At 54.2% G+C, this 23098-nt stretch carries 27 protein-coding genes; 9 read left to right on the plus strand and 18 right to left on the minus strand.

Annotated elements, in window-relative coordinates:
- Window positions 1-74: 74 nt before the first annotated feature.
- The 5 genes from pgpB to yciH all read left to right on the plus strand — a co-directional run bounded on the left by pgpB (window position 75) and on the right by yciH (window position 3717).
- A complete protein-coding gene (pgpB, locus tag BWI76_RS11950) occupies window positions 75-842 on the plus strand; it encodes a phosphatidylglycerophosphatase B (RefSeq protein ID WP_049086276.1) in 768 nt (255 codons plus the stop codon).
- 135 nt (window positions 843-977) lie between these two features.
- Window positions 978-1286 carry a LapA family protein gene (locus BWI76_RS11955; RefSeq protein ID WP_004139517.1) on the plus strand — a complete coding sequence of 103 codons (309 nt, stop codon included), beginning with the start codon at window positions 978-980 and terminating at the stop codon, window positions 1284-1286.
- A 6-nt stretch (window positions 1287-1292) separates the two neighbouring features.
- The gene (lapB, locus tag BWI76_RS11960; protein ID WP_004139516.1) at window positions 1293-2462 is read left to right on the plus strand and encodes a lipopolysaccharide assembly protein LapB; all 1170 of its coding nucleotides are present in this window, start codon (window positions 1293-1295) and stop codon (window positions 2460-2462) included.
- A 191-nt stretch (window positions 2463-2653) separates the two neighbouring features.
- Entirely contained in the window at window positions 2654-3391 is a 738-nt protein-coding gene (pyrF, locus tag BWI76_RS11965; protein WP_004139514.1) for an orotidine-5'-phosphate decarboxylase, read from the plus strand.
- Window positions 3391-3717: a stress response translation initiation inhibitor YciH gene (yciH, locus tag BWI76_RS11970; protein ID WP_004139508.1), complete on the plus strand. Its 327-nt coding sequence runs from the start codon at window positions 3391-3393 to the stop codon at window positions 3715-3717. Before pyrF ends, yciH begins: the two co-directional genes overlap by 1 nt.
- Window positions 3718-3814: 97 nt before the next feature.
- On the opposite strand, the gene osmB is transcribed toward yciH, so the two are convergent.
- The 10 genes from osmB to sapC all read right to left on the minus strand — a co-directional run bounded on the left by osmB (window position 3815) and on the right by sapC (window position 13089).
- Window positions 3815-4033: an osmotically-inducible lipoprotein OsmB gene (osmB, locus tag BWI76_RS11975; RefSeq protein WP_004139496.1), complete on the minus strand. Its 219-nt coding sequence runs from the start codon at window positions 4031-4033 to the stop codon at window positions 3815-3817.
- A 264-nt stretch (window positions 4034-4297) separates the two neighbouring features.
- On the minus strand, window positions 4298-5047 hold the full coding sequence (locus BWI76_RS11980) for a DNA-binding transcriptional regulator YciT (protein WP_049090008.1): 750 nt from the start codon (window positions 5045-5047) through the stop codon (window positions 4298-4300).
- A 72-nt stretch (window positions 5048-5119) separates the two neighbouring features.
- Window positions 5120-5302: a hypothetical protein gene (locus tag BWI76_RS11985; protein WP_004121231.1), complete on the minus strand. Its 183-nt coding sequence runs from the start codon at window positions 5300-5302 to the stop codon at window positions 5120-5122.
- Between the two features lie 177 nt (window positions 5303-5479).
- Window positions 5480-7414 (minus strand): exoribonuclease II, encoded by a 1935-nt coding sequence (locus BWI76_RS11990; protein ID WP_004139495.1) that lies wholly within the window; start codon window positions 7412-7414, stop codon window positions 5480-5482.
- An 81-nt stretch (window positions 7415-7495) separates the two neighbouring features.
- Window positions 7496-8653: a carboxymuconolactone decarboxylase family protein gene (locus BWI76_RS11995; protein WP_064371699.1), complete on the minus strand. Its 1158-nt coding sequence runs from the start codon at window positions 8651-8653 to the stop codon at window positions 7496-7498.
- Window positions 8654-8835: 182 nt separating this feature from the next.
- Window positions 8836-9624 carry an enoyl-ACP reductase FabI gene (gene fabI, locus BWI76_RS12000; RefSeq protein WP_004139494.1) on the minus strand — a complete coding sequence of 263 codons (789 nt, stop codon included), beginning with the start codon at window positions 9622-9624 and terminating at the stop codon, window positions 8836-8838.
- 210 nt (window positions 9625-9834) lie between these two features.
- Complete coding sequence (locus BWI76_RS12005; protein WP_004139493.1) at window positions 9835-10377, minus strand: HutD family protein; 543 nt, start codon at window positions 10375-10377, stop codon at window positions 9835-9837.
- Between the two features lie 18 nt (window positions 10378-10395).
- On the minus strand, window positions 10396-11205 hold the full coding sequence (gene sapF / locus BWI76_RS12010) for a putrescine export ABC transporter ATP-binding protein SapF (protein ID WP_004139492.1): 810 nt from the start codon (window positions 11203-11205) through the stop codon (window positions 10396-10398).
- Window position 11206: 1 nt separating this feature from the next.
- On the minus strand, window positions 11207-12199 hold the full coding sequence (gene sapD / locus BWI76_RS12015; protein ID WP_004121219.1) for a putrescine export ABC transporter ATP-binding protein SapD: 993 nt from the start codon (window positions 12197-12199) through the stop codon (window positions 11207-11209).
- A complete protein-coding gene (sapC, locus tag BWI76_RS12020; protein WP_004139490.1) occupies window positions 12199-13089 on the minus strand; it encodes a putrescine export ABC transporter permease SapC in 891 nt (296 codons plus the stop codon). Before sapC ends, sapD begins: the two co-directional genes overlap by 1 nt.
- 134 nt (window positions 13090-13223) lie before the next feature.
- Here sapC and BWI76_RS12025 point away from each other — a divergent pair, with 134 nt between their 5' ends.
- The gene (locus BWI76_RS12025; protein ID WP_064371701.1) at window positions 13224-14453 is read left to right on the plus strand and encodes a tyrosine-type recombinase/integrase; all 1230 of its coding nucleotides are present in this window, start codon (window positions 13224-13226) and stop codon (window positions 14451-14453) included.
- A 220-nt stretch (window positions 14454-14673) separates the two neighbouring features.
- Here BWI76_RS12025 and BWI76_RS12035 read toward each other — a convergent pair whose 3' ends face one another.
- From BWI76_RS12035 to BWI76_RS12075, 8 genes are all read right to left on the minus strand, one after another.
- Window positions 14674-14913: a DUF4060 family protein gene (locus BWI76_RS12035; RefSeq protein WP_074168754.1), complete on the minus strand. Its 240-nt coding sequence runs from the start codon at window positions 14911-14913 to the stop codon at window positions 14674-14676.
- A gap of 7 nt (window positions 14914-14920) precedes the next feature.
- Complete coding sequence (locus tag BWI76_RS12040) at window positions 14921-15229, minus strand: hypothetical protein (protein WP_004139483.1); 309 nt, start codon at window positions 15227-15229, stop codon at window positions 14921-14923.
- Window positions 15226-15945: a hypothetical protein gene (locus BWI76_RS12045; RefSeq protein ID WP_064371702.1), complete on the minus strand. Its 720-nt coding sequence runs from the start codon at window positions 15943-15945 to the stop codon at window positions 15226-15228. Before BWI76_RS12045 ends, BWI76_RS12040 begins: the two co-directional genes overlap by 4 nt.
- Entirely contained in the window at window positions 15938-16291 is a 354-nt protein-coding gene (locus BWI76_RS12050; protein ID WP_064371703.1) for a hypothetical protein, read from the minus strand. Before BWI76_RS12050 ends, BWI76_RS12045 begins: the two co-directional genes overlap by 8 nt.
- Window positions 16292-16325: 34 nt before the next feature.
- Window positions 16326-17486: a RecT family recombinase gene (locus BWI76_RS12055; protein ID WP_102136229.1), complete on the minus strand. Its 1161-nt coding sequence runs from the start codon at window positions 17484-17486 to the stop codon at window positions 16326-16328.
- On the minus strand, window positions 17449-20238 hold the full coding sequence (locus BWI76_RS12060) for a RecE family exodeoxyribonuclease (protein WP_004139467.1): 2790 nt from the start codon (window positions 20236-20238) through the stop codon (window positions 17449-17451). Before BWI76_RS12060 ends, BWI76_RS12055 begins: the two co-directional genes overlap by 38 nt.
- Before the next feature lie 192 nt (window positions 20239-20430).
- Window positions 20431-20622 carry a DUF1482 family protein gene (locus BWI76_RS12065; protein WP_004139465.1) on the minus strand — a complete coding sequence of 64 codons (192 nt, stop codon included), beginning with the start codon at window positions 20620-20622 and terminating at the stop codon, window positions 20431-20433.
- A gap of 478 nt (window positions 20623-21100) precedes the next feature.
- Window positions 21101-21688 carry a helix-turn-helix domain-containing protein gene (locus BWI76_RS12075; protein WP_227493326.1) on the minus strand — a complete coding sequence of 196 codons (588 nt, stop codon included), beginning with the start codon at window positions 21686-21688 and terminating at the stop codon, window positions 21101-21103.
- Between the two features lie 113 nt (window positions 21689-21801).
- Between BWI76_RS12075 and BWI76_RS12080 the strand changes: the two genes are divergently transcribed.
- From BWI76_RS12080 to BWI76_RS12090, 3 genes are read left to right on the plus strand one after another with little or no spacing between them, the layout of a single operon-like run.
- Entirely contained in the window at window positions 21802-22032 is a 231-nt protein-coding gene (locus BWI76_RS12080; RefSeq protein ID WP_004139461.1) for a transcriptional regulator, read from the plus strand.
- Window positions 22033-22034: 2 nt separating this feature from the next.
- The gene (locus BWI76_RS12085) at window positions 22035-22571 is read left to right on the plus strand and encodes a toxin YdaT domain-containing protein (protein WP_004139459.1); all 537 of its coding nucleotides are present in this window, start codon (window positions 22035-22037) and stop codon (window positions 22569-22571) included.
- A gap of 11 nt (window positions 22572-22582) precedes the next feature.
- Window positions 22583-23086 carry an HNH endonuclease signature motif containing protein gene (locus BWI76_RS12090; RefSeq protein ID WP_004139457.1) on the plus strand — a complete coding sequence of 168 codons (504 nt, stop codon included), beginning with the start codon at window positions 22583-22585 and terminating at the stop codon, window positions 23084-23086.
- Window positions 23087-23098: the final 12 nt, after the last annotated feature.

The following is a 23098-nucleotide window of genomic DNA, read 5'->3' on the forward strand; positions in this document are numbered from 1 at the left end:
GGGTTACCTGCGCGCAAAGCGCACAAACGAACTACTTTCCGTTATGATATTGAGGTCAATGAAAAGGAGACGAGATGCTGTTGATTGCCAGACGAACCGCCGTTGGCGCGGCCCTGTTATTAATCATGCCCGCTGTGATTTGGATTACCGGCTGGAAATGGCATCCGGGGCTGTCGGCAGGGGCGATGAAGCTGCTGTACTGGATAACTGAAACGGTGACGCAACCCTGGGGGATTATCACGCACGTTATCTTATGTGCCTGGTTTCTGTGGTGCCTGCGTTTTCGTCTGCGAGCGGCGATAGTGCTGTTTCTCATTTTGGCCGCAGCGATACTGGTTGGGCAGGGTATGAAGTCGTGGCTCAAAGACCGCGTACAGGAGCCTCGTCCCTTTGTTATCTGGCTGGAACAGACGCGGCAGGTGCCGGTCACGCAATTCTACGCGTTGAAACGCAAAGATCGCGCTAAACTGGTGCATGAACAGCTGGCGCAAGAGCAGCAGATTCCTAAATTTTTGCGTAAGCACTGGCAAAAAGAGACCGGCTTCGCTTTCCCTTCTGGCCATACGATGTTCGCCGCCAGCTGGGCGCTGCTCGGCGTGGGCTTACTGTGGCCGCGCCGTCGCTGGGTCACCATTGCGCTGCTGCTGACGTGGGCGACGGCGGTGATGGGAAGCCGCCTGGCGCTGGGCATGCACTGGCCGCAGGACCTGATCGTCGCGACGCTGATCTCCTGGCTGCTGGTGACCCTGGCGACCTGGCTTGCCCAGCGGTTCTGCGGGCCGCTATCGCCGCCGGGAGAAGAGGCGCAGGATATTAAAAAAAGGGCGGCAGCGCCGGAATAATGTTGATATTAGCCGTATCAGGCCGCATATCCTTTACGGGTGTCATGCATTTCCATTTCACCGCTGCGGCGAAAATGATACTTTATAGGGCTGAACGCGGGATTTTTTCGCGCAACCCACAGAACGGGAAGTCATGTGAAATATTTTCTTATTTTCTTACTGGTGTTAGCCATCTTCGTCATTTCGGTGACCCTGGGCGCGCAGAATGACCAGTTGGTCACGTTCAACTATCTCCTCGCGCAGGGTGAGTTCCGTATTTCGACGCTGCTGGCCGTGCTTTTTGCTGCCGGTTTTGCTATCGGCTGGCTGATATGCGGCCTTTTCTGGCTGCGCGTTCGCGTCTCTCTGGCGCGCGCCGAGCGTAAAATTAAACGTCTGGAGCACCAGATCGCGCCAGCCAGCGCAACGCCTGCCGAAGCCGGCGTTCCTGCGGTGAAGGAATAATCATTTATGCTGGAGTTGTTGTTTCTGCTTTTGCCCGTGGCCGCAGCCTATGGCTGGTATATGGGGCGCAGAAGTGCACAACAGTCCAAACAGGACGATGCGAGCCGTCTGTCGCGTGATTACGTAACAGGGGTTAACTTCCTGCTGAGCAATCAGCAGGATAAAGCCGTCGATCTGTTCCTCGATATGCTGAAAGAGGACACCGGCACCGTCGAAGCCCACCTTACGCTGGGCAATCTCTTCCGCTCGCGCGGTGAGGTTGACCGCGCTATTCGCATCCATCAGAGCTTAATGGAAAGCGCCTCGTTAACCTACGACCAGCGCCTGCTGGCCGTCCAGCAGCTGGGGCGAGATTATATGGCCGCCGGGCTCTATGACCGGGCTGAGGGGATGTTTAAACAGCTGGTAGACGAGACGGATTTTCGCCTGAGCGCGCTGCAGCAGCTGCTGCAAATTTATCAGGCGACCAGCGACTGGCAGTCGGCGATAGAAGTGGCCGAACGTCTGGTTAAGCTGGGCAAAGATAAGCATCGCGGTGAAATCGCCAATTTCTGGTGTGAACTGGCGCTGCAGCAAATGGCGGGTAACGATCTCGACAAAGCGATGGCGCTGCTGAGGAAGGGCGCCGCCGCGGACCGCAATAGCGCTCGCGTCTCGATCATGATGGGCCGGGTCTGGATGGAAAAGGGCGACTATGCGAAAGCCGTAGAGAGCCTTGAGCGGGTGATTGAGCAGGATAAAGAGCTGGTGGGTGAAACCCTGGAGATGCTGCAAACCTGCTACCAGCAGTTGGGTAAAATCGACGAGTGGGAAGCCTTTTTACGCCGCTGCGCAGAGGAAAATACCGGCGCGACAGCGGACTTGATGCTGGCGCAGATCCTTGAACAGCGGGAAGGTGCCGAGTCCGCGCAAAACTACGTGACTCGCCAGCTGGAGCGCCATCCGACGATGCGCGTGTTCCATAAGCTCATCGACTACCATATCAATGAAGCTGAAGAGGGGCGCGCGAAGGAGAGCCTGGGCGTTCTGCGCCATATGGTGGGCGAGCAGGTCCGCAGCAAACCGCGCTACCGCTGCCAGAAGTGTGGTTTTACCGCTCATACGCTGTACTGGCACTGTCCGTCCTGCCGGTCGTGGTCAACGATTAAGCCCATTCGCGGACTGGACGGGCAGTAAATTTAAAAAAAAACCGCACTTTAGTTACAACATACTTGGGGGTATTTGCGTCATCTCCTCCAGCTATGGCGCACACGTCGTCCGGCAGGAAGGGAAATGCAGCCTGTTATTTTCGGCTTATCGCAGGTAGAATGCTGCCCGTTTACCTTTTTTGCGCCGAACCGGCGCTCATCAACAATTAAGGTCCGGTCATGACGTCTACTGCTTCATCTTCTTCCCGCGTTGTCACATCCTCTCCCATCGTCGTTGCTCTCGATTATGATAACCGTGATAAAGCGCTGGCGTTTGTCGACCGTATCGACCCGCGCGACTGCCGCCTGAAGGTGGGCAAAGAGATGTTTACCCTGCTGGGGCCGCAGTTTGTTCGCGACCTGCACCAGCGCGGTTTTGAGGTTTTCCTCGATCTGAAGTTCCACGATATCCCGAATACCACGGCGCGTGCGGTCGCCGCTGCGGCAGAGCTGGGCGTCTGGATGGTCAACGTTCATGCCTCCGGCGGCGCGCGTATGATGACCGCCGCGCGTGAAGCCCTGCAGCCATTCGGAAAAGAGGCGCCGCTGCTGATTGCGGTCACGGTATTAACCAGCATGGAAGCCAGCGATCTGCAGGATCTGGGGATTACGCTTACTCCGGCTGACTACGCCGCGAAGCTGGCGGCGCTGACCCAGCGCTGCGGACTGGATGGCGTAGTCTGCTCGGCGCAGGAAGCGGTTCGCTTTAAGCAAGAGCTGGGCCAGGCGTTCAGGCTGGTGACGCCCGGCATTCGACCACAAGGTAGCGATGCGGGTGACCAGCGGCGCATTATGACGCCGGAACAGGCGCAGGCGGCGGGGGTTGATTACATGGTGATTGGTCGTCCGGTAACGCAGTCTGCCGATCCTGCCGCCACCCTGCGCGGCATTAACGCATCGTTGAACACGGGGGCATGATGAACGATTCCAACAGCCGTCTGGTGTATTCAACAGACAGCGGCCGTATTGATGAACCCAAACCGGCGCAAGCGCGCCCGAAAGGGGACGGTATCGTACGTATACAGCGGCAGACCAGCGGGCGTAAGGGTAAGGGCGTATGCCTGATTAGCGGTATTGATGAAAGTGACGACGCGCTGGCGAAGCTTGCTGCCGAGCTGAAAAAGAAATGCGGCTGCGGCGGAGCGGTTAAGGATGGCGTGATTGAGATTCAGGGCGATAAGCGTGACTTGCTCAAATCGCTTCTGGAAGCCAAAGGCATGAAAGTTAAGCTGGCAGGCGGTTAATTAATAATAAGGCCACGATAAATATCGTGGCCTTCATTTTTGTGCTGGTGTACTCGTCAGCTAATATAAACTTTCATATTATTGTTCGTGGTTAATATTATTTACCCACCTGGTGGCCGATAATACCGCCGACTGCCGCGCCGCCCAGGGTGCCCAGGGTGCTACCGTCAGTTAATACCGCACCGCCCAGCGCACCGGCGCCTGCGCCGATAGCGGTGTTGCGGTCGCGTTTAGACCAGTTAGAACAAGCGCTCAGAGACATTGCAACAGTGACGGCCAGAACTACCGCGGCCATTTTTTTGTTCATTGAAGTCATCATTTTTTTTCTCCTGAATAATCTATTCATGGATACAACTTCCCTTAAGCATAGCTTGTTACTCTTGCTCAGGGGTTATTCCATGAAGCTTTAGTTGCGCAGGTGTTACTCTAATCACGCAGGTGATAGTTACTCCCTGTTATATCGCTAACATTAATTCTACTTTCTATAAATTTTTCAGGCAGGTAAAAAGTCTGAATTCAGGTGTCAGAAAAGTCTCAGACGATAGCGATGCCGGGCAGCCCCGGCAAAGTGAGGGCAGGATCAGGGGTGGTTAACGATATCGACGGCTAAACCGCATTCGATTAACTGGCTGCGCACGACATCATTGAGATTATCGTCGGTGATAATACGGTTAAACCGTTCTATCGGCCCGAGCGGATAGGGATGAACCACGTTAAATTTAGAGCTATCGCTCAGCACAATCGCCTCACAGCCCTTTTCCAGCACCGCGTTAACCACGTCGGCGCGCATCATATCCCGTCCGGTAAATCCGGTTTCAGCCTGCCAGCCGTCAATGCCGATAAAGGCCTTGCTGAAGTGGACCTGCTGAATAAACTGGCGGGTCAGTGGGCCAACCATACTTTCGCTGCGCTTTTGATAAATCCCGCCCAGCAGGATCACTTCTCCGGGCGTCTCTTTCAGCAGATGCGCAATATAGCTGCTGACGGTGATGATGGTGATATCACCGCGCTCGGCAAGCGTACGGGCGAGCAGGGCGTTGCAGCTCCCGTTCTCGATAAACACCGTTTCTCCGGACGAAACGCGCGTTGCGGCCCGCGCAGCCAGCTCTCGCTTAATGGCGAAGTTAGTCATCATGCGGGTTTCCACATCTTCGCTATCCAGCGGAACGGCGAAGCCGTGAGTACGGCGCAGATAGCTCTGCTTCTCGAGTGAATTCAAATCCTGGCGAATGGTGACTTCAGAGACACCGGTCATCTTCGCGAGATCGGCCACGCTCATACGGCCTTTGTCGATGACCATTTGCAAAATACTTTGTTGTCGGGCGTTCATAGCAACTTCGCAGTTAAGGGCTATTTGGGCGAGCGATCGGCCCTGGGTGGCCGATTGCGGCGATGGAGATTATCAAATTTCCCACGGGGCTTTAGGCTGACCGGGTTTATTTTCCTGTTCGTCGCTGGAAAGCGCCTGCAGCTCAGCTTTGAGGATTTCCAGATTATGGATCGCGGAGTGATAATCCCCGGCAACCAGAATATCCAGCACGGTATCGATTCGTTGGGCGAGCAGGCGGGCATTCAGATCTGACATGGCGTTATCCTGGTTACAAATATGAATAAAATCAATGATGCTAAAAACGGATGAAAAAGAGAAGCGAAAAAAACGCACAAACTAATCCATCTACGATGATTCGTAGGCAACGCGCAGAAAAACAGCTGGAAGGGATAAAAATGCGGCTCCGTTTAAGGGAGCCGCACAGGGCAGTTATCAGGCGGCGGGACGCGCAATCACGCTACGGGTTTCCATACGGACTTCGGCAATCGTCACATCGATAACATCCGTGACTTTGTAGACGACTTCGCCTTTAATCTGCACGGTGCCGTTTTCCTGGCTGCACACCAGCTCATCGCGCACGGCGTGAAGGAACGGCGCCGGGATAAAGGCAACCGCGCCGTTATCAACCAGGCGCACGCGCATGCCGCCGCGGCTGACATCAATAATCTCAGCCGCAAAGCGGGTAGTGGTACCGGCCTGCGGATTCAGATAGCGGGCGTACAGCCAGTCTCCGACATCGCGCTCCGCCATGCGGTTGAGGCGGCGGCGTTCAGCCATTTGTATCGCAACATCATCCTGCGGACGGGAGATCGCTTCCCCTTTAATAATCGCTTTCAGCAGACGATGGTTGATCATATCGCCGTACTTACGGATCGGGGAGGTCCAGGTCGCATAGGCCTCAAGACCGAGGCCGAAGTGCGGGCCCGGCTCGGTGCTAATTTCCGCAAACGACTGGAAGCGGCGAATACGGCTGTCGAGGAAACCGGACGGCTGCGCGTCCAGCTCGCGACGCAGCTTGCAGAAGCCTTCCAGCGTCAGCACTTCCACCGGGTCAACGTGCACGTCGTGCGTCTTCAGTAAGGCCGCGAGCTGTTCGGTGTTGGCCGGATCGAATCCGGTATGCACGTTATAAACGCCGAAACCGAGCTTATCGCGCAGCACGCGGGCGGCGCAGATGTTGGCGGCGATCATTGACTCTTCAACGATACGGTTAGCGATGCGGCGCGGTTCGGCAACGATATCCAGCACTTCGCCTTTTTCGCCCAACACAAAGCGATAATCCGGGCGGTCTTTGAACACCAGCGCGTGGTTTTTACGCCATTCGCTACGACGCAGGCAGACCTCCTGCAGCAGTTTAATTTGCCGGGCGACGGTCTCGCTGTCCGGCTGCCAGCTGCCGTTGTTTTCCAGCCAGTCGGAAACATCATCGTAGGCCAGCTTCGCTTTCGACTCGATGGTCGCCGCGAAGAACTGAATATCGTCTTCGATGGCTCCGTCATCAGCGAGGATCATGCGGCAGGCCAGCACTGGGCGAACCGCGTTGGGGCGCAGAGAGCAGAGGTCGTCCGAGAGCTCGCGCGGCAGCATCGGAATGTTGAAGCCAGGCAGATAGTTGGTAAAGGCGCGAATTTTCGCCGTGTTGTCCAGCTTGCTGCCTTCGGCAATCCAGGCGGTCGGATCGGCGATAGCGACGGTCAGGTGCAGTTTACCGTCAGCGTTCTGCTCGACGTACAGCGCATCGTCCATATCTTCGGTGCTGGCGCTATCGATGGTCACGAAAGCCAGTTCCGTTAAATCGCGGCGTTCCAGACCTTCATCAAGCATCTCGGTCGCCACGCCGTCCGGCGCTTCTTTTTCCAGATTGTGACGCGCCAGGGTGACCCACCATGGTACGAAATGATCGTCGCCGTAGGTAATGTACTGGGTGAGCTCAGCGTAGAAACCACGGTCGCCTTTCAGAGGATGACGGCGCATTTCGGCAACGCCCCAGTCACCCTCTTTAAAATCATGCTCTACGCCGCGCGCGGCGCGGCAGGGAATGGCATCTTTCAGCAGCGGATGGTCAGGAACGATAGAAAGACGATCGTCTTTTTTATGAACTTTGCCGACAAAACGCGTCAGGAACGGCTCAACCAGTTCTTCCGGTTCAGCGCTTTCGCGTTCTTTTTCAGTATTGACCACGGCGATAATACGATCGCCATGCATCACTTTTTTCATTTGCGGCGGCGGAATGAAATAGCTTTTCTGCGAGTCGACTTCGAGGAAGCCAAACCCTTTTTCCGTCCCCTTAACGACCCCTTCAACGCGCGGAGTCTGGGAATGCAGTTGCTGTTTAAGCTGCGCTAGCAGCGGGTTGTCCTGAAACATAATTTCGTATTTTCGTGGCTAAAAGAGCGGCTGACATTTTTACGCGAATATGCCTGCCGCAGCAAGCGCTGTTTCAGCAATTTACGTCTCCTGACCTACATTGCCGAGGGCGATTTTCAGCCGATTCATCCAACCGCACAGCCCGCACCAGGCGAGAAGATCGATAGCCGCGCTGCGGGAAAGCCCGTATTCAGTGAGGGGAGTTAGCTGGGCGGCGCTGAAGCGGTCGGGCGCGCGGGTCAAAAGCTGTACGGATTGTAAAAGCTGGCGCTCAATTGACGGGGTGTCTCCCCATGCCTGGACGCCGGATTCATTACCGCGCAAAGCGTCCGTGAGATCGGCCAAATCTGGACATCGCGAAGCCCAGGCGTTAAAGCAGCTGACGCTGCCATTAATCCGCGCGGCTATCAGCGCCACCTGCGCGGCGAACGGCTGTTGGCCGCTAAGATGGGTCAGAAGCTGTTCCTGTAGCGCCAGCGGAGGTTCCTGGGCCGCCAGCAGCGGAGCCAGTTCGAAAAGGCCCGGATGTTTTTGCCAGTTCGCTAAAAGAGACTGGCGATCATCGTCGGCATAGCGCAAGTCGGAATCGTCAAGCCCTGGCTGCCAATCACTCCCCCTCGTGTCGAAAAGCGCTTCTGGAGCATCTTCCTGCTGCGGCATGCCGGGGATCCAGCGCACCGGGTAGCCCAGCGCGGCATGGAATGCGGCGATAGCGCGAGCCTGGAAGCTGATAAAGCCAATGATCTGATTGATGAGGATAATATCGCGACTGGTCAGCCCAACTTCATCTAGCTGGCTGCGGGAGAGTGCGTTAATCAGCGAAGGAGAGCTCGCGAGCTGGCGTGCGTACTGGGTAATCTGCGCCAGGCGACGGTTGCTCTCGCGCGAGGAGTCCGGACCGGGAAGCGGCGCCAGCCGGGCGGCGTAGTGATTGCACAGGCGCTGTACGCCATAAACCTGGGCGACGGTCAGCGCCGTACTCAGCCGATCGTAGGCGCTAAACGTCTGCAGACGATTAACCGTCACTGACGTGGGGAAGAGGGCATCTGCCAGCCGCCGGGCGGGCGTAAGCCAGCGCGCATGCGCCTCGAGCAGCTCTTCGGGGAGCGTCAGATCGAGTAGAAAACGATCTTCGACGTGGGCGGCTTCTGGGACGAGCGGCAATACATCCACCGGGCAGATTGTTGACTGGGTCTCATGATACCAGTGGTTTTTGCCGTAAACGCGGCGTTGCTCCATGGGCGTTCCTTGTTCGGTATGTGGCAAACCGCCGTTTCGCGGTCATGCTATGCGGAACTATCCTGGCTTAACCCTGGAGCGGGAGAAAATATTGATACGTGCTAACAAATAGCGGATTGGAATAACAGCAGGAAAGCGCGGGGGAAAGAACCCTCCTCACGGATGCGAGGAGGGTGAAGAACTTATTTCAGTTCCAGCTCGTTCATCGCGGCGATGCTGAAGCCGCCGTCAACGTGAACGACTTCGCCGGAGATGCCGGCAGACAGGTCGGAGCACAGGAAGGCTGCGCTGTTGCCGACGTCTTCAGTGGTGACGGTGCGACGGATCGGGGTGACCGCTTCGCAGTGCGCCAGCATCTTACGGAAATCTTTAATACCGGATGCCGCCAGGGTACGGATCGGACCGGCGGAGATAGCGTTGACGCGAACGCCTTCCGGGCCCATGGCGTTCGCCATGTAGCGCACGTTAGCTTCAAGAGAGGCTTTCGCCAGGCCCATCACGTTGTAGTTCGGGATGGCGCGCTCTGCGCCCAGGTAGGAGAGCGTCAGCAGGGCGGAGCCCGGGTTCAGCATACCGCGGCAGGCTTTCGCCATCGCCACAAAGCTGTAGGCGCTGATATCGTGAGCGATTTTGAAACCTTCACGGGTCACCGCGTTAACGTAGTCGCCGTCCAGTTGGTCTGCCGGCGCAAAGCCGATGGAGTGAACGAAACCGTCGAACTTCGGCCATACTTTTGCCAGTTCGGTGAACAGAGACTCGATGCTCTCATCTTCCGCGACATCGCACGGCAGGACGATATTAGAGCCCAGCGCGGCGGCAAATTCTTCCACACGACCTTTCAGTTTGTCGTTCTGATAGGTGAACGCCAGTTCAGCCCCTTCACGGTGCATGGCTTGCGCGATGCCGTAGGCGATGGACAGTTTGCTGGCAAGGCCAGTCAACAGAATGCGCTTACCGGAAAGAAAACCCATAGCTTTTAATCCTTATCGTTATTGCGTATTTTTACTTTAACAATCATTAAGTTAGCGTTGTCATTTCAAAATAACTCAAATTTAGCCGGGAATTATATCCCACTGACGACCCCTTGTGTCACGATATTTTTCTGCCATTCGCCACGTCATATCGCGCTTTGGCTACCGTGTATACAAGAGTATACCATCTGAAATTGCGGCGACGCGGCGCTAGCGGCGAACGATTTCCGCCAGTAAAAGTCGGGCGTCCGCAGACTGCGGTAACAGCTCGCCTGGCGATTCGTCCTGCCACCAGATCCCGAAGCCGGCCTGATAAACCGCGTCAGCCAGCCGCCAGCTACCCTGGAGAATCCATGCGATGCCCTCCGCGGCGGGCCGCTGTCCTTCCGCGATGACGTTCACGCGCGCCGCGGCGCGCGTGCGCTGGGTCATAATATTGAAGTCCAGACCGCGTCCGCTGATGCCTTCGCTGGCAATAGGCCACTCGCCGGCAAACGCCCACGGTTGCCAGAGCTCAAGGCGCTGGGCGATATCATCGCCCCGTAGCCACAGCGGCTGTCCCTCAAGCAGGGTGATGACCCGGTCAACACCGGGAAAAGGGGAGAACGGACCGTCGTTTTCCAGCGTGGCGATACTGGCGCGCCAGAGAAACGGCGCGTCCGGCGAGGCAATGCTGACGATTTCGCGCGTTTCCCCGCGGCCATTTTTCCACGGCGTCACGGGCAGGGTAGAAAATTGAACCGGAAAAATCATCGAAGTTTACGCCTCAGATTATTTGCCGTCTTTACGCCAGGCATCGGCAGTGAGCGCCTCGCCGAAATGGCCGGCAATCAGGCGTTTCGTCAGGTCGTGCAGCGGAGAGGCCAGCACGTCCGCGGTACTGCCGCGTTCGACCACTTCCCCTTGATGCATCACCAGCACCTGATCGCTGATGTGCTTCATCATGCCCAGATGCTGAGTCACGTAAATATAGGAGATACCCTGTTTTTCCTGCAGCTCCAGCATCAGGTTAATCAGCTGCGAGCGCATTGACATATCCAGCGACGCCAGCGCTTCATCGCAGACGATGACCTTCGGGCGCAGGATCAGCGCGCGCGCCAGGCCTAGACGTTGTTTCTGTCCCGGCGCCAGCATATGCGGGTAGTAGCTGACGTGGTCCGGCAGCAGGCCGACCATGCGCAACGTTTCGATAATCTGCTTCTGCCGCGCTTCGGGTTCGAGGTCGGTATTCAGGCGCAGCGGAAAATCGAGGATTTGCGAAATACGCTGCCGGGGATTGAGCGAGGTCGACGGATCCTGAAAGATCATGCGAATCTTCTGGCTGCGAAAAGAGTAATCGCCAAACGCCAGCGGGCGATCGTCAATCAGCAGTTCGCCGGTGCTGGGTTCGACCATTCCGGCGAGCATTTTCGCCAGCGTTGACTTGCCGGAACCGTTCTCGCCGATAATCGCCAGGGTCTGGCGCTCGCGCAGGGTAAAGCTTAGTGGCTTGACCGCTTCCACCGTTTGCCGATGAAACCAGCCGGTGCGGTAGCGAAAGGTCTTACTCAGATTGCGCACTTCAAGCAATGTTTCGACCATTTCACTCTTTCTCCATGTTCAGCGGGAAATGACAGGCATAGAGGTGGTTACGTGCGCCTACCAGCCGGGGCGTTTCGATACATTCGCGCTGGGCATAAGGGCAACGCGGCCCGAGCCGGCAGCCGATGGGCAGCTGTTCGAGCAGTGGGATCGCCCCCGGCAGGGTATTGAGCCGACTCTTGTGCGGCATGGCGCTACCGAAATCGGGAATCGCCCGAATCAGCGCCTGGGTGTAGGGGTGATGAGGAATCGTCACCAGCTCTTCGCTCGGTGCGGTTTCCACCGTCTGCCCGCAGTACATCACGTTGATTTTGTCCGCCCATTTACTGAGCATCTGCATATCGTGACTGATCAGCAAAATGGTGGTGTTGTTGTTTTGGTTTAACCGCGTTAGCAGGCGGATAATTTGCGCCTGCGTTGTCGGCTCCATGGCGTTGGTCGGCTCGTCGGCGATCAGCAGCCGCGGCTGGTTAGCCAGCGCGATGGCGATCATGACCTTTTGGCACTCTCCGTCCGTCAGCTCATAGGGGAAGCTGCGCATCGCATCTTTATGGTCTTTAATCCCCACGCGGTGCAGAAGCTCGATGGCGCGCCGCTTGCGCCAGCCCAGGCGCTGCCACCAGCGTCCTTTAAAGGTCCAGCCGGGGATATTCTGCGTCAGCTGCTGGCCGATACGTTCGGAAGGGTCGAGACAGGATTGCGGCTCCTGAAAAATCATTGAGACGTTGTGGCCTACCAGCTTACGCCGCTCGCGCACCGACAGACGCAGCAGATCGATATCATCGAAGCGCATGCGGTCGGCGGTCACCCGCCAGTTGTCCTTGGTGACGCCGCAAATCGCTTTAGCTATAAGGCTTTTACCCGAGCCGGACTCCCCGACGAGGCCGCGTATTTCCCCCTCGGCGAGAGTCAGGCTGACGCGATCGACGGCTTTTACCCAGCCTTCGCTGGTCTTGAACTCAATAGTTAAATTTCGGATGTCGAGTAACGGCATTATTCCACCCCGGCGATGATGGCGCGGCGGATCCCGTCGCCCAGCAGATTAACCAGCAGGACGCTTATCATGATTGCCGCGCCCGGCAGCATCACCGTCCACGGCGCCACGTAAATCAGCTCCAGCGCGTCGCCGAGCATCGCTCCCCATTCGGGAGAAGGAAGCTGCGCGCCGAGGTCGAGGAAGCCCAGCGCGGCGATATCGAGGATCGCCATCGACAGCGCGCGGGTGATCTCAGTGACCAGGCCAGAGGTAATGTTCGGCAGCACCGCGAACCATAAAATATTTAGCGTCGAGGCTCCGTCAAGGCGGGCGGCGATAACGTACTCTTTTTCCAGTTCGTCATGCACCATGCTGTAAACCGAACGCACCATCCGCGGCAGAAGCGCCAGCCAGACGGCGAACATCGCGTGGCTGAGGTGCGGCCCGGCGAAGGCGACCACGATAATGGCCAGCAGCAGGGACGGGATCGACAGCAGCGTGTCAAGAATATGGTTCATCACCGCCGACCGCAGGCCGTGAGTGGACCCGGCAATCACGCCGAGCACCAGCCCCAGCAGGGCGGCGCCGAGCGTTACCACAAATGCGCCGCCGACCGTTGGCGCCGCGCCGCTCAGCAGTCGGCTCAGGACATCGCGACCGAGATCGTCAGTACCGAGAAAGAACGACACTTCGCCGTACCGCGACCATGACGGCGGCAGCAGCTGATAGCCGAGGAACTGCTGGTCGATGCCGTAAGGGGCGAACCAGCCGCCGAAAACGCACAGTAGCGCCAGCGCCGCGCAGCCGTACAGGCCGATCATCGCGGTCGTATCGCCGTAGAATTTTCGCCATACGGTGCGCAGCGCGCCAGGCGGGCGCTTCTCCAGATAGACGCTATCGTAGGGCATATGAACCTGTTTTATGTTTGTTAATCATGATTGATGTCTTTTTAAATTTTCCAACGCTAGCGCCGCTTTGCTGCCAGTTTGTGCTTTATGATTCTTTATTTTGCATTAATTCGAAGGTTATCAATTTACGTATAATGTGTACACTGGTGTGTATATCCTCTCCCGGAGTGTACACATTGCTTACCGACACAAAATTAAGAAAAGCTCTTTCCAAAAAAAGAGACAAAATCGAGGTCATTTCAGACGCTCACGGCTTGAATGTCAGGTTGTCTACTTCCGGCAGTATAACATTCTTTTACCGCTACAGATGGAACGGGAAGGCCGTACAGCTGACGATTGGCGATTATCCAACCATATCATTATCTCAGGCCCGAGAGCGCCGGCAGCAGTTGAGGGCGTGGTTAACGGAAGGACTTGATCCGAGACGGCAAACGGTGCTTGAGAAACAGAAAAAAACAGAAGCGCTGACAGTTAAAGAAGCGTTCGACTACTGGGAAAAGTTTTACTGCATACCTGAAGGCTTGGTAAAAATAAAAGTTAACCGCCGGGACTTCAATAATCACATCGCGCCCGTGCTCGGTGACATGATTGTTGACCAGACAACGAAGGCGCACTGGCTAAACCTTTTTGATGGTATGGGGAGAAGGGTTGTTACCGGCCAGATGCTGGGTTTAATGCAGCGCACATTCCGTTTCTGCTCCAATCGAGGGGTAATTAACTTTAACCCCATAGAAAGCTTAAGACGTTCTGATGTTGGGCTGACAGCTGCGGTAAAAGATCGTTGGTTGAGTGATGAGGAAATCAAAGCTGTATGGAATGTGCTGCCGGAGATGAAGCACAGGCAGCAGCTGATCATGAAGTTTCTCATAATGACCGGTTGCCGAAGTACTGAGATCAGAACAGCTAAATGGGAATGGTTCGATTTCCAGGAGGAGGCATGGACAATACCAGCAAGCGATTATAAAACAGGAAAGTCGGTAAGGAGAGCGCTTCCTGAAGCGGTAGTAAGAATGATGAAGGCGGAAAAGGAAACATCATTATCAAATCACGTTGTGACACTGTCACGATATAAGGGGCCGGAAGATGATCGCCCTCCGCTTCAACCTAATGTCGCCTCGTTTTCAGCTCAAATCGTAGCCAGAACGGGAATGAAAACATGGTCGCTCCATGACCTGAGAAGAACAATAGCGACACGCCTATCTGAGCTCGGCGCGCCGCCACATGTGATAGAAAAATTGCTCGGCCATCATATGTCCGGCGTCATGGCGAGATATAACCTGCATGATTACCTTGATGATCAGCGCCATTGGCTTGGGGTATGGCAGAGTCACCTTGAAAGTCTGATTGGTCAGCCTTTGGTTTGATACCCACATTATCTTCCCAGGCCAGCAGATCAGACATCCGCCACCTCTTAGGGCTACCATTAATTTTTGGTTTCGGGAACGGCTGAGAAAAGTATGCTGGCATTCGGGAGGGGGTACTCCAGAAATAAAGCGTGCTTCGTGAAATTTTATACCTTGCCAAAACGTCATCGGTTATCAAAATTTCATCATGCGCGTGCGATGTATTTTTCATAAAAACTCCTTAGCTATACTGCCCAGGCAAATGACGCAACCTGCGCGCGCAGTTCATGGCGGTAGCCACATAACTGGATTTACGATTAACAATCTCTACAGTGATTTTTGAACTCTGGACGATCACGGTGTAGGTTCGCTTTGTTTTCTGCCGACCATAATCGCCATAAAGCTCAACGTGTTTTGCCAGTGCGGCATCACAAGCCTGGCGGCCCAGCGGTGATTGCTTGCTTCGGTTTATCAGTCGCATATCCACCTCACACAAATACATCAACCGGATCGCCAGCTGCACGCGCGTTGTCGTTAGCTTCACGGCGGAGGCCGAGAACATAACCAACGGGATCCCAACTGGACAGAATCGCGTTGAGCTCCTTCTGGCTATGCCAGGTCGTCAGGCGCTTCTTCAGTTCAGTGGCGCAGGCGCGCACATTCGCCCTAGTGGGGCCAGCCATCTTCATGCACAAGCATAAAGTCAGAAGCAGATCCGAATATTCGTCGGCAGCCGCGCGCAATGCCGCCGGGTCAATACTGGCTTCGAGTTGGGGTAAACGGTGTTTTAGGCTCATGCTGCGCGCTCCTCAAGACGTTTGAACTCGATGACCCAAACCCACGGGTTGGAATTCCATGATTCTTCGCCGTAGATAGATTTCCAGAGGGTTACGAATGAGCCGCGAGCGCTCAATTGATGCTGCGTCCAGCCTGGCTGATAGTGCTGCCAGAATCCCCCTTGTAGCTTTGCCACTCCTTCGGCCTGAGCATCGCGCTCGCTGATAACGTTCAATTGCTCCACACGCACATTAGTGATTTCCAGCAGAATGCGGCTGGCCCAGCGTGGCATGAGAATTGATGGTCGCCATGCACCTTCGAACTTGTGATCTTTGGTATGTGGTTTCCAGTAGTCGTCATCGGGGATAGACCACAGCCCATAATCGCCTGGTCTTTGTTCGCAGCTGGCGCGGTAAATCCTCGCAGCTGAGCGCTCATCTCCTTTGCAAAGATTCTCTTCCCAGTCGACATAACAGCCGTCTTCGTTGCCCAGAGTCGCCCACGTCTCGCGAACCCAAATCCGATCGCCTGACATACCGAAAGGGCAATGAATCGCGATATCTTGGATTTTTGGTAGCAATAGCCCATTAAGTGGTTTGTCCAACCAAATTCCGGAAAGATTATCTTTAGAAGAAATTTCCGGCTGCGGCTTCACAATGCGCCGAGTCTGCGTCTTACGACCGTCCAGAATGGCGCGCACCATCTCCCCGTTAAAAATCATTCCGCGCTCAGTCATTCCAGGCCTCCAGCTCGTTCTGTATTTCTTCGTCGATCTCGTCGATGGTGGCTTCTTCATTCAGGTAGTCGCGAGCTTCTTTGAGATAAAGCTCCCGGCGCCCGTCGTACCATGCTGAGAACTCTGGCGACCAGTCATGCCTATCACCTACATCTGCGAAAAAAGCATGCATTGCGTTGTTGTAGGCCAAGCTATCAACCATGCAATACGCCGTAGTCAGTGCCGCCTCACGGATATACCCACGCAGGTCACGCTTGCACCAGTAGGGGTTAACTTTTGAATCGCAGTGCCCTTTGAACTCAACTTCCCAGCGGCGTATGCATCGTGCGTTAAGTGATTTGCTCATATCATTACCGGGAGGGCGAACCCTCCCGCCTCCCTTAGCCCACGTATTCCGGTTTCATGTCATCCAGGGTGATGCGGAACTGGTCATACAGTTCATCACCGAGGTGGCGGCGCGATGAGGTCAGGGTGCTTTCTGCCTTCGCGAATAAAGTTTCGGCTTCCTGATCCCCCGGGTTAGGGAGTGAATTTATGGCGGCCTCAACTTTGTTTCGGGCGTCTACCATGAAATAACGCTGCACGGCTTTACCTTTCAGCTCGGTGAAAAGAACAGTACCCAACACAGCTTTCTCTTTATCCAGATCCGCCCTGATGGCTTTTGCTGCATCGACCGATTCGGCGCGCTCAATGCGGTCACGGAAATCATCTGCCAGGGAATCAATATTGAGAGCTGAATCCTGCGCGCTGGTGGTGATGTCTGTTCCGCTGGTGATCTCTGCCACAGACATTCTTTGCGCCGGCGCCGGGTTTATTTCTCGCTCGGGTCTTTGTTCAACTTCATCCGGGCTGTAAACGCCCAGGATGACTTCCGGGCAATACAGCCGCGCCCAGTATTTGACGCCCAGATAAGCGATTTGCTGTTTCGGGTTAGAAACCCACAAAGGAGAATTACGCGTGACGACTCCAGAGAGATAAAGTGGCTCCCCCCAGGTGATTTCTGATTCACCGCGCAGAATCGCGCCGACCTGGACGAACAACCCGATTTCGTCCTCATCTGTCCAGCCTCGTAAACGCTCGGTGACATTGTATTTTCCGTTTTTGCCGTGCTTTTCCCGGGTGATTTCTTGAGTCCTGGTGCAGCGCTCCCAGTCGCCACCGTAACGATAGTGAAAGCGGCCATGAATGGCGCTTGAGCTGGCGATTACCGCATTGACTAACTGGGCTTCATACCCAAGCACACCGTTTACCAGATGTGTTTTTTGCGCTACTGCGTAGGGATTCATGCCCCATTGCATCGCCTGCATAACGATCGCCATGCAATCGGCTGGTTTACCCGCAAGATGTGCTGGCACCGTCACCTGTGAATCTGCCATCAGGTTTGCAAATGCCGTTAGCTGGCCGAGCGCCTGCACGTTGAAGATGGCGTTACTTGCAGAAATGGTATTTGGAGCCTGTTGCTCAGTGGTAACAATATTGGTGTTTTCCATCGTCATATCCCCCTTATGCCTGTACGCGCAGCGCTTCGAGACGGCGCACATCAAAATCGTTAAGTTCTTCGGCGTAGTCTTCGGTAATCGGTGCTGGCCATTCGCCAGTGTCGAAACCGTTAGCGATGGCGCGCATTGCTTTGCGGTATTCCAGCATGCCGAGTTCCAGCAGCTCTTCGGATGCCTCGATGATGGCGATCCAGTGGTAGTTCTCGTCTTTGTTGACGAAAATCCAGAAGAACTGATCCAGCGCTGCGGTTTCGCAGTACATAGCCGCGCTCAGGTGGTAATCGCGCTCGATGATTTCCCGATGCAGTTTCGCGCGCAGGCCTTCCTGCTTGATGTTCCACATGCTGATGGTTTTCAGGTCGGCACCAATGCGCAGGCCGCCCATGTCTATCTCAAGGTCAGGACGCACGCGGATTTCCAGCCCGGTTTCTTCATCAATACCGAAATAGCTCACCTCGACAGCGCGGCTCGGGTGGGTCAGTAGCTTCCCGGCGGTCGGGTGATTCAGGAGTGCTTTCTGAATGGCCAGCGCAGTACTAAGCTGCTGACGGGTAACCAGCACTTTTCCTTCCGGGTTCTCGCGCCAGGCATCCAGTAGTTCGTCGGAGAATACCGCGTCAGGATTAACGGATTTCACGACCTGCATCAGGTCCACTTTGGTTCCCGACACTTTCAGCGGCTGCTCCTTCTGGGCTTCTTGCGCGACCAGGTCAGGATTAATGATTGCCAGCTGTTCCAGCAATGCATCGCGGCTGCCGCTGGTTTTAACCGGCGCGGGCAGGGTGGCGTTGTATTCTTTGATGCAGGCCTTCATTGCCGTAGCGGTATGCTTAGTCCCATTCTCGATGCGCTGGAACTCCTCCGGGAGTTGCTCATATGACGCATAGGATTCGTCAACGGATGCCCCAAGCGGGAACGATGCGGGCAGGGTGGCGTTATGTGCATCCAGTAATGCTTTGATATCGTCGGCGCTCAACAGCGGCGGCAGGCTGGCGTTGTGCTCGTCGATAAAGGCGCGGATCGTAGCGGTGGTGGTGAATGCACCTTCCGGGATTTCGGGCTCGACGCTGAACTCTTTATCCATGTCTTCCGGCTGCAGTGCCAGCGCATGCACCAGGTTGCCCATATCCAGAACCGGCGAGCGTTCCTTATTGATAGTTTTTGAGACATGGCGCGCTTCGAAATACATCAGCGATACCCGGGCATCTTTAACCATCGTGGAGCTGATACCGTTGGCGGTGTGATAAACCTCGTTCGGTACACCTTCATATCGGCCAGGCTCGAAGTATTCTGGCCATACTGTCGCTGTAAGTTCCTGGTCTGGTTCTTCGGCGGAATCTTCAGGCGTGATTGTTGGTTCCTGGTCCTGCAGAACCGCAGCGGCCAGTTCAGGACAGCGCTCAGTTAAAATTTTGCGTGCGTTTACGGCATCTGTTTTTTCAGCATCTGCATTAGCGCTTTCGCCTGCCGGTACCGGATTATCAGCTTCGTCTTTGACCTGCTGAGCCTCTTCCATCTGCACATCGCTGGTGGCCTCTTTGTTGTCGTTTTTTGGGGCAGGAGAGGCCATAAGGCCTTCAACGGCGTACAGGCCAGCGCTGACTTTGGCAATTTCAGGTTTTTTGGTTTCTGCCGGATCTTCGTTAGGTTGTTCAACGACATTTGATTGACGGCCCGCGCGCGGATCCTCTTCCCACTCCGGATAGCCTTTTGAGCGCTCGCCGTTTTCATAAATGCCATTTGCCGCGAGCCAGTTACGAACCGTTGCCCGCAGTTCTGACGTGCTTTCTTCGCCATTCCATTTAATGGCACGGGTAACGCCGAAAATGCTATTTGCGTCATAATCGAGAATATCTGTAGTTTTGCTCATAATTTTGAGCGCCTTAACATGGACATCCTCTTTCCTGTCTACCAGGTCTTTGGCGCCGATGAGTTGAGGGCGGCTGATTTTTCCCGGCTCTGCATCCGGGTACAGTTGAGCAATAGCGATCTCAATAGCCAGATTCGCGATATTCTGCGTTACGGCGCGTTTATAGCGTTCGGGTGTAGCGTGAGGGTCAGCATGGGGAACTGCTGAAATCTGATTGCCAACTGACCATTCCCTGGTAAGGATGCCGCGATCGATAGCATTAGTTTCGAACCACAATTTCGCAAACTGAATACGCTTGCCAAGTTCGTGGCGCTTCCCTTCAGGGAAGACCTTTTTATTTGCGCTCGTAAATTTCCACAAAGCCGGCATGTCGTATTTCTTTATTTCAGGAATACTTTCAGCGGCAAGAATGAGATCCTGAACTGCCGAATTATCTGTATCCAATTCCATGGCGGAAAGCCGCCCGCGATGCGGGATGCTGATATGGTAAACATGGCCTTCTTCTGCCATGTACTGTGCCAGTAGCTGAATGCGGAATGGCATTTCTGCGAGGTTGTAGAGGGAGTTTTCATCGCCTGAAAACTTATCGTCTGAATCACCATTAACGATCTCATCTTCAACAACGGTGGTTGAATCAGCAACAGCCCCCGGAGTAACCTGCCAGGTGCGCTGGTCGTCGCCGAGCTGATAGCGCTTGCACCATTCAAAATCCAGAACACCTTCAGCGGGAAGGTCATTAAATACCGGGAAATCGGTCCGGATTGGTTTCAGGTAGTCTTTGCCGCGCCCGGTTTCGATTTCTGCATCTTCCAGATCAACGTCTAACTGCAGCTGTGCGCGAGCTTCAGATTTTGCGGAACGCCAGATAATGGCATCGGCTTTACCCGATTTTTGAGTTGCCTTTATCAGATAAAAATATTCCATGTGATAGCCTCAATTTTGGGTGTTAGAATCCCCGGGCCATTGATAGCGCCCATCGGGTGTTCATTGGTTTTGGTAATTTCCGGTGTAACTTTGGTCGGTGGCACCGGACGTACAGCCCGCTTCGGCGGGTTTTACGTTAGGCCTCGTTGGCCATGGCGTCGTATTCGCCACATCGTTTCTGCATAACGCCTCCTACATCTGTGCGGTGAATCCGGCGGGGTGTTCAGCCAGAACGCCTTTCAACGGCAGGCATTCGCCCTTTACACCTTGTTCAATAGCAGCTTCCTGACATGCTTGCTCGCTGTCATATACACCCAGCAAAACATCCTGATTACCGCCAATTAGCATGCCGACGGTTATCACCAGTGCGAACATTGTGCTCATCAGTGGGTACCTGCCGGAACGAGATAGGGCGCAAGATCTCTTGAGTAAAAGGGCTGACGGATAAAGCGCAGATTTCCCTGCGGTTCATGGAAATAGGTTTTGCGAACATGGTCGTATGAAACAGACCAGGGCGCGCCGGTGCGCGGATTACGCATTGGTATTGCGCGACCGCTGTTTGGAACTGGATTAGCCATAGATAACCCCCGCAATGCATATGATGAATAAAACCCAGAAGGTGAACCCTATAACTGCCGAAATGATCAGGGCTCTGATGCCTTGCTTACTCATTTCAACCTCTGCCTTGTCGCCGGCCAGCGGAACGTTTATCGGAGCAACGCAGCGCGTTGTTGATGGAGTAAATTAAACAACAGGTTTAAATTTGCGTCAAGTCTATTTTCAACTTGTAGTTTAATTTTGATCGATGGGCACAAAAAAAACCGGCTAGTGCCGGTTTCTGCTTCTACGCAATGGGCTAGGTCTACTTCTGTTCTTTCAGTTCAAGTAACTCTCTAAAAAGAGACGAGTACTCACTCACTCTGCTGTTAAAAAGTAGCAGCATTTCCTTTTGCGCCGATTTTGGCATCTGACGGAAAAGATGTACAAGTTCGATCTCAGTTGAAGATAAGTCCCCAACTATACTAGATGGTGCTCGCTCTGGATCGTAATCAAGAGAGCCGAAAGGGAGACTGAAATCGCGTTCAATACGCCTTGCGACATTGTCATTGATTGATTTCTTTCCAGAAAGGATTTCTTCAAAGAATGGGTCATCTTCTATCTTAAGCGAGCCGTTCTCGATATATTGTTTCAGCCTTTTCATTCTGACTTGTTCAATAGTCAAAATGTCATTCGGATCACCATTCAAAAGCCAGTCGATAGAGATTTTGAGGACGTCCGCAATCTGCTGAGCAGACTCTCTCCCCAGCTCTCCCCTGGAGAACCAGTTATTCACAGCTTGCGGAGTCACGCCAACCCTTCTAGCTAATTCTGACTTACTCATCTTCCTGGTTTTAAGCACCTTGGTAAGGCGATCAGAAAGCATTGGCGGTTTGATGTTTTTTTCTCTCATATCAAGATTATAAACAAATCGTTTAACACCCGAAATAAACTATATGTTGAAATTTCTTTGACTGTTATTTAAACCTGTTGTTTAATTGTCGTGTTTCTTCACAGGAGTCACCTATGAAAGCTCTCGACAAAGCCATAAATATTGCAGGGAATGCCAGCAAGCTAGCTGAAAGTTTAGATGTTTCAGCTATGACGGTTAGTCACTGGAAAAATAGAAATTACGGCGTGGTACCGCAAAGCCGCGTTCTCACTATCTTCAAAGCAACCGGAGTGACGCCACACGAATTGCGCCCCGATTTGTACCCGAACCCTACCGACGGTTTGCCGCAGGATCAGAGGGTATAACTATGCAAACACTTCCCTTTCAACAAAATACCGGATTCAACCCCGGCGCTCTGATAAAGCGAAATCAGCCGCGAGTGATAGACCATGAAGGCATTCGTTCCGCCGTTCGCGCCTGGGCATCAGTTGCAGGTCAGGATGTTGTTTCCGCATACATCATCGAAGAGTGGCGCCAGCAAGGCGGTGACGGGATCGAATTTCCCGAAGACCTTAGCCGTGCCCGGCAGAAATTATTCCGCTATCTGGATAACCAGGTCGAATCGGATAAATACCGCGAGTATGTGCGTCTTCTTTCGCCGGCAATCATGGCCGTTCTCCCGCTGGAATACCGCAACCGTCTAGTTCCTCATGACGATGTTTTATCGCGCCTGTCTTCAGCAATTAAGGAGTGCGCCGAAGCAAAGCAGGCAGTGATGCTGAATGCGCCAGAGCACCAGAAATTGAAGGAGGTAAGCGAGGGGATAGCTTCGCTATTCAGGCTGATGCCTGAGCAGACAGGAACGCTGATGACAATCGTGAGCTCAATGCTGGGCGTGATGTAAGCGGGGTATCCATGAATCATATCAGTCAGCAGAAAGTACTCGAATATCTCCAATACGATCCGGACTCAGGTGAATTTCGTTGGAAAGTTAGTTCGAACGGAAGAATTAAAGTTGGTCAGTTGGCCGGATGTCTGGAATTAACCGGCTACATAAAAATTCGTATCGAAGGGAAAGCCTTTGGCGCTCACCGACTGGCATGGATTGCAGTGAATGGCGAGGTTGGCGGCTCATTTATTGACCATATCAATGGTGACAGAGCTGACAACAGAATATCAAATCTTCGGGTTGCGACACGGGTTGAGAACTCGAGAAACAGGCGTAACCAGAAAAATATAAGCGGACAAAGAGGGGTTTATTGGAATAAGCCATACGGCAAATGGCAAGCGAGCGGATTTAAAGATGGAAAGCTCATTAGTCTTGGATATTTCGAGGACAAATTAGAGGCAGCAAAGGTAGCTGCTGAATTCAGAAAAAATGAATATGGCAAATTTTGTCCGAATCTGGAGGCGTTATGAGTTGGGAAAACT

Source organism: Klebsiella sp. M5al, assembly GCF_002090195.1.
Taxonomy (GTDB): Bacteria; Pseudomonadota; Gammaproteobacteria; order Enterobacterales; family Enterobacteriaceae; genus Klebsiella; species Klebsiella grimontii.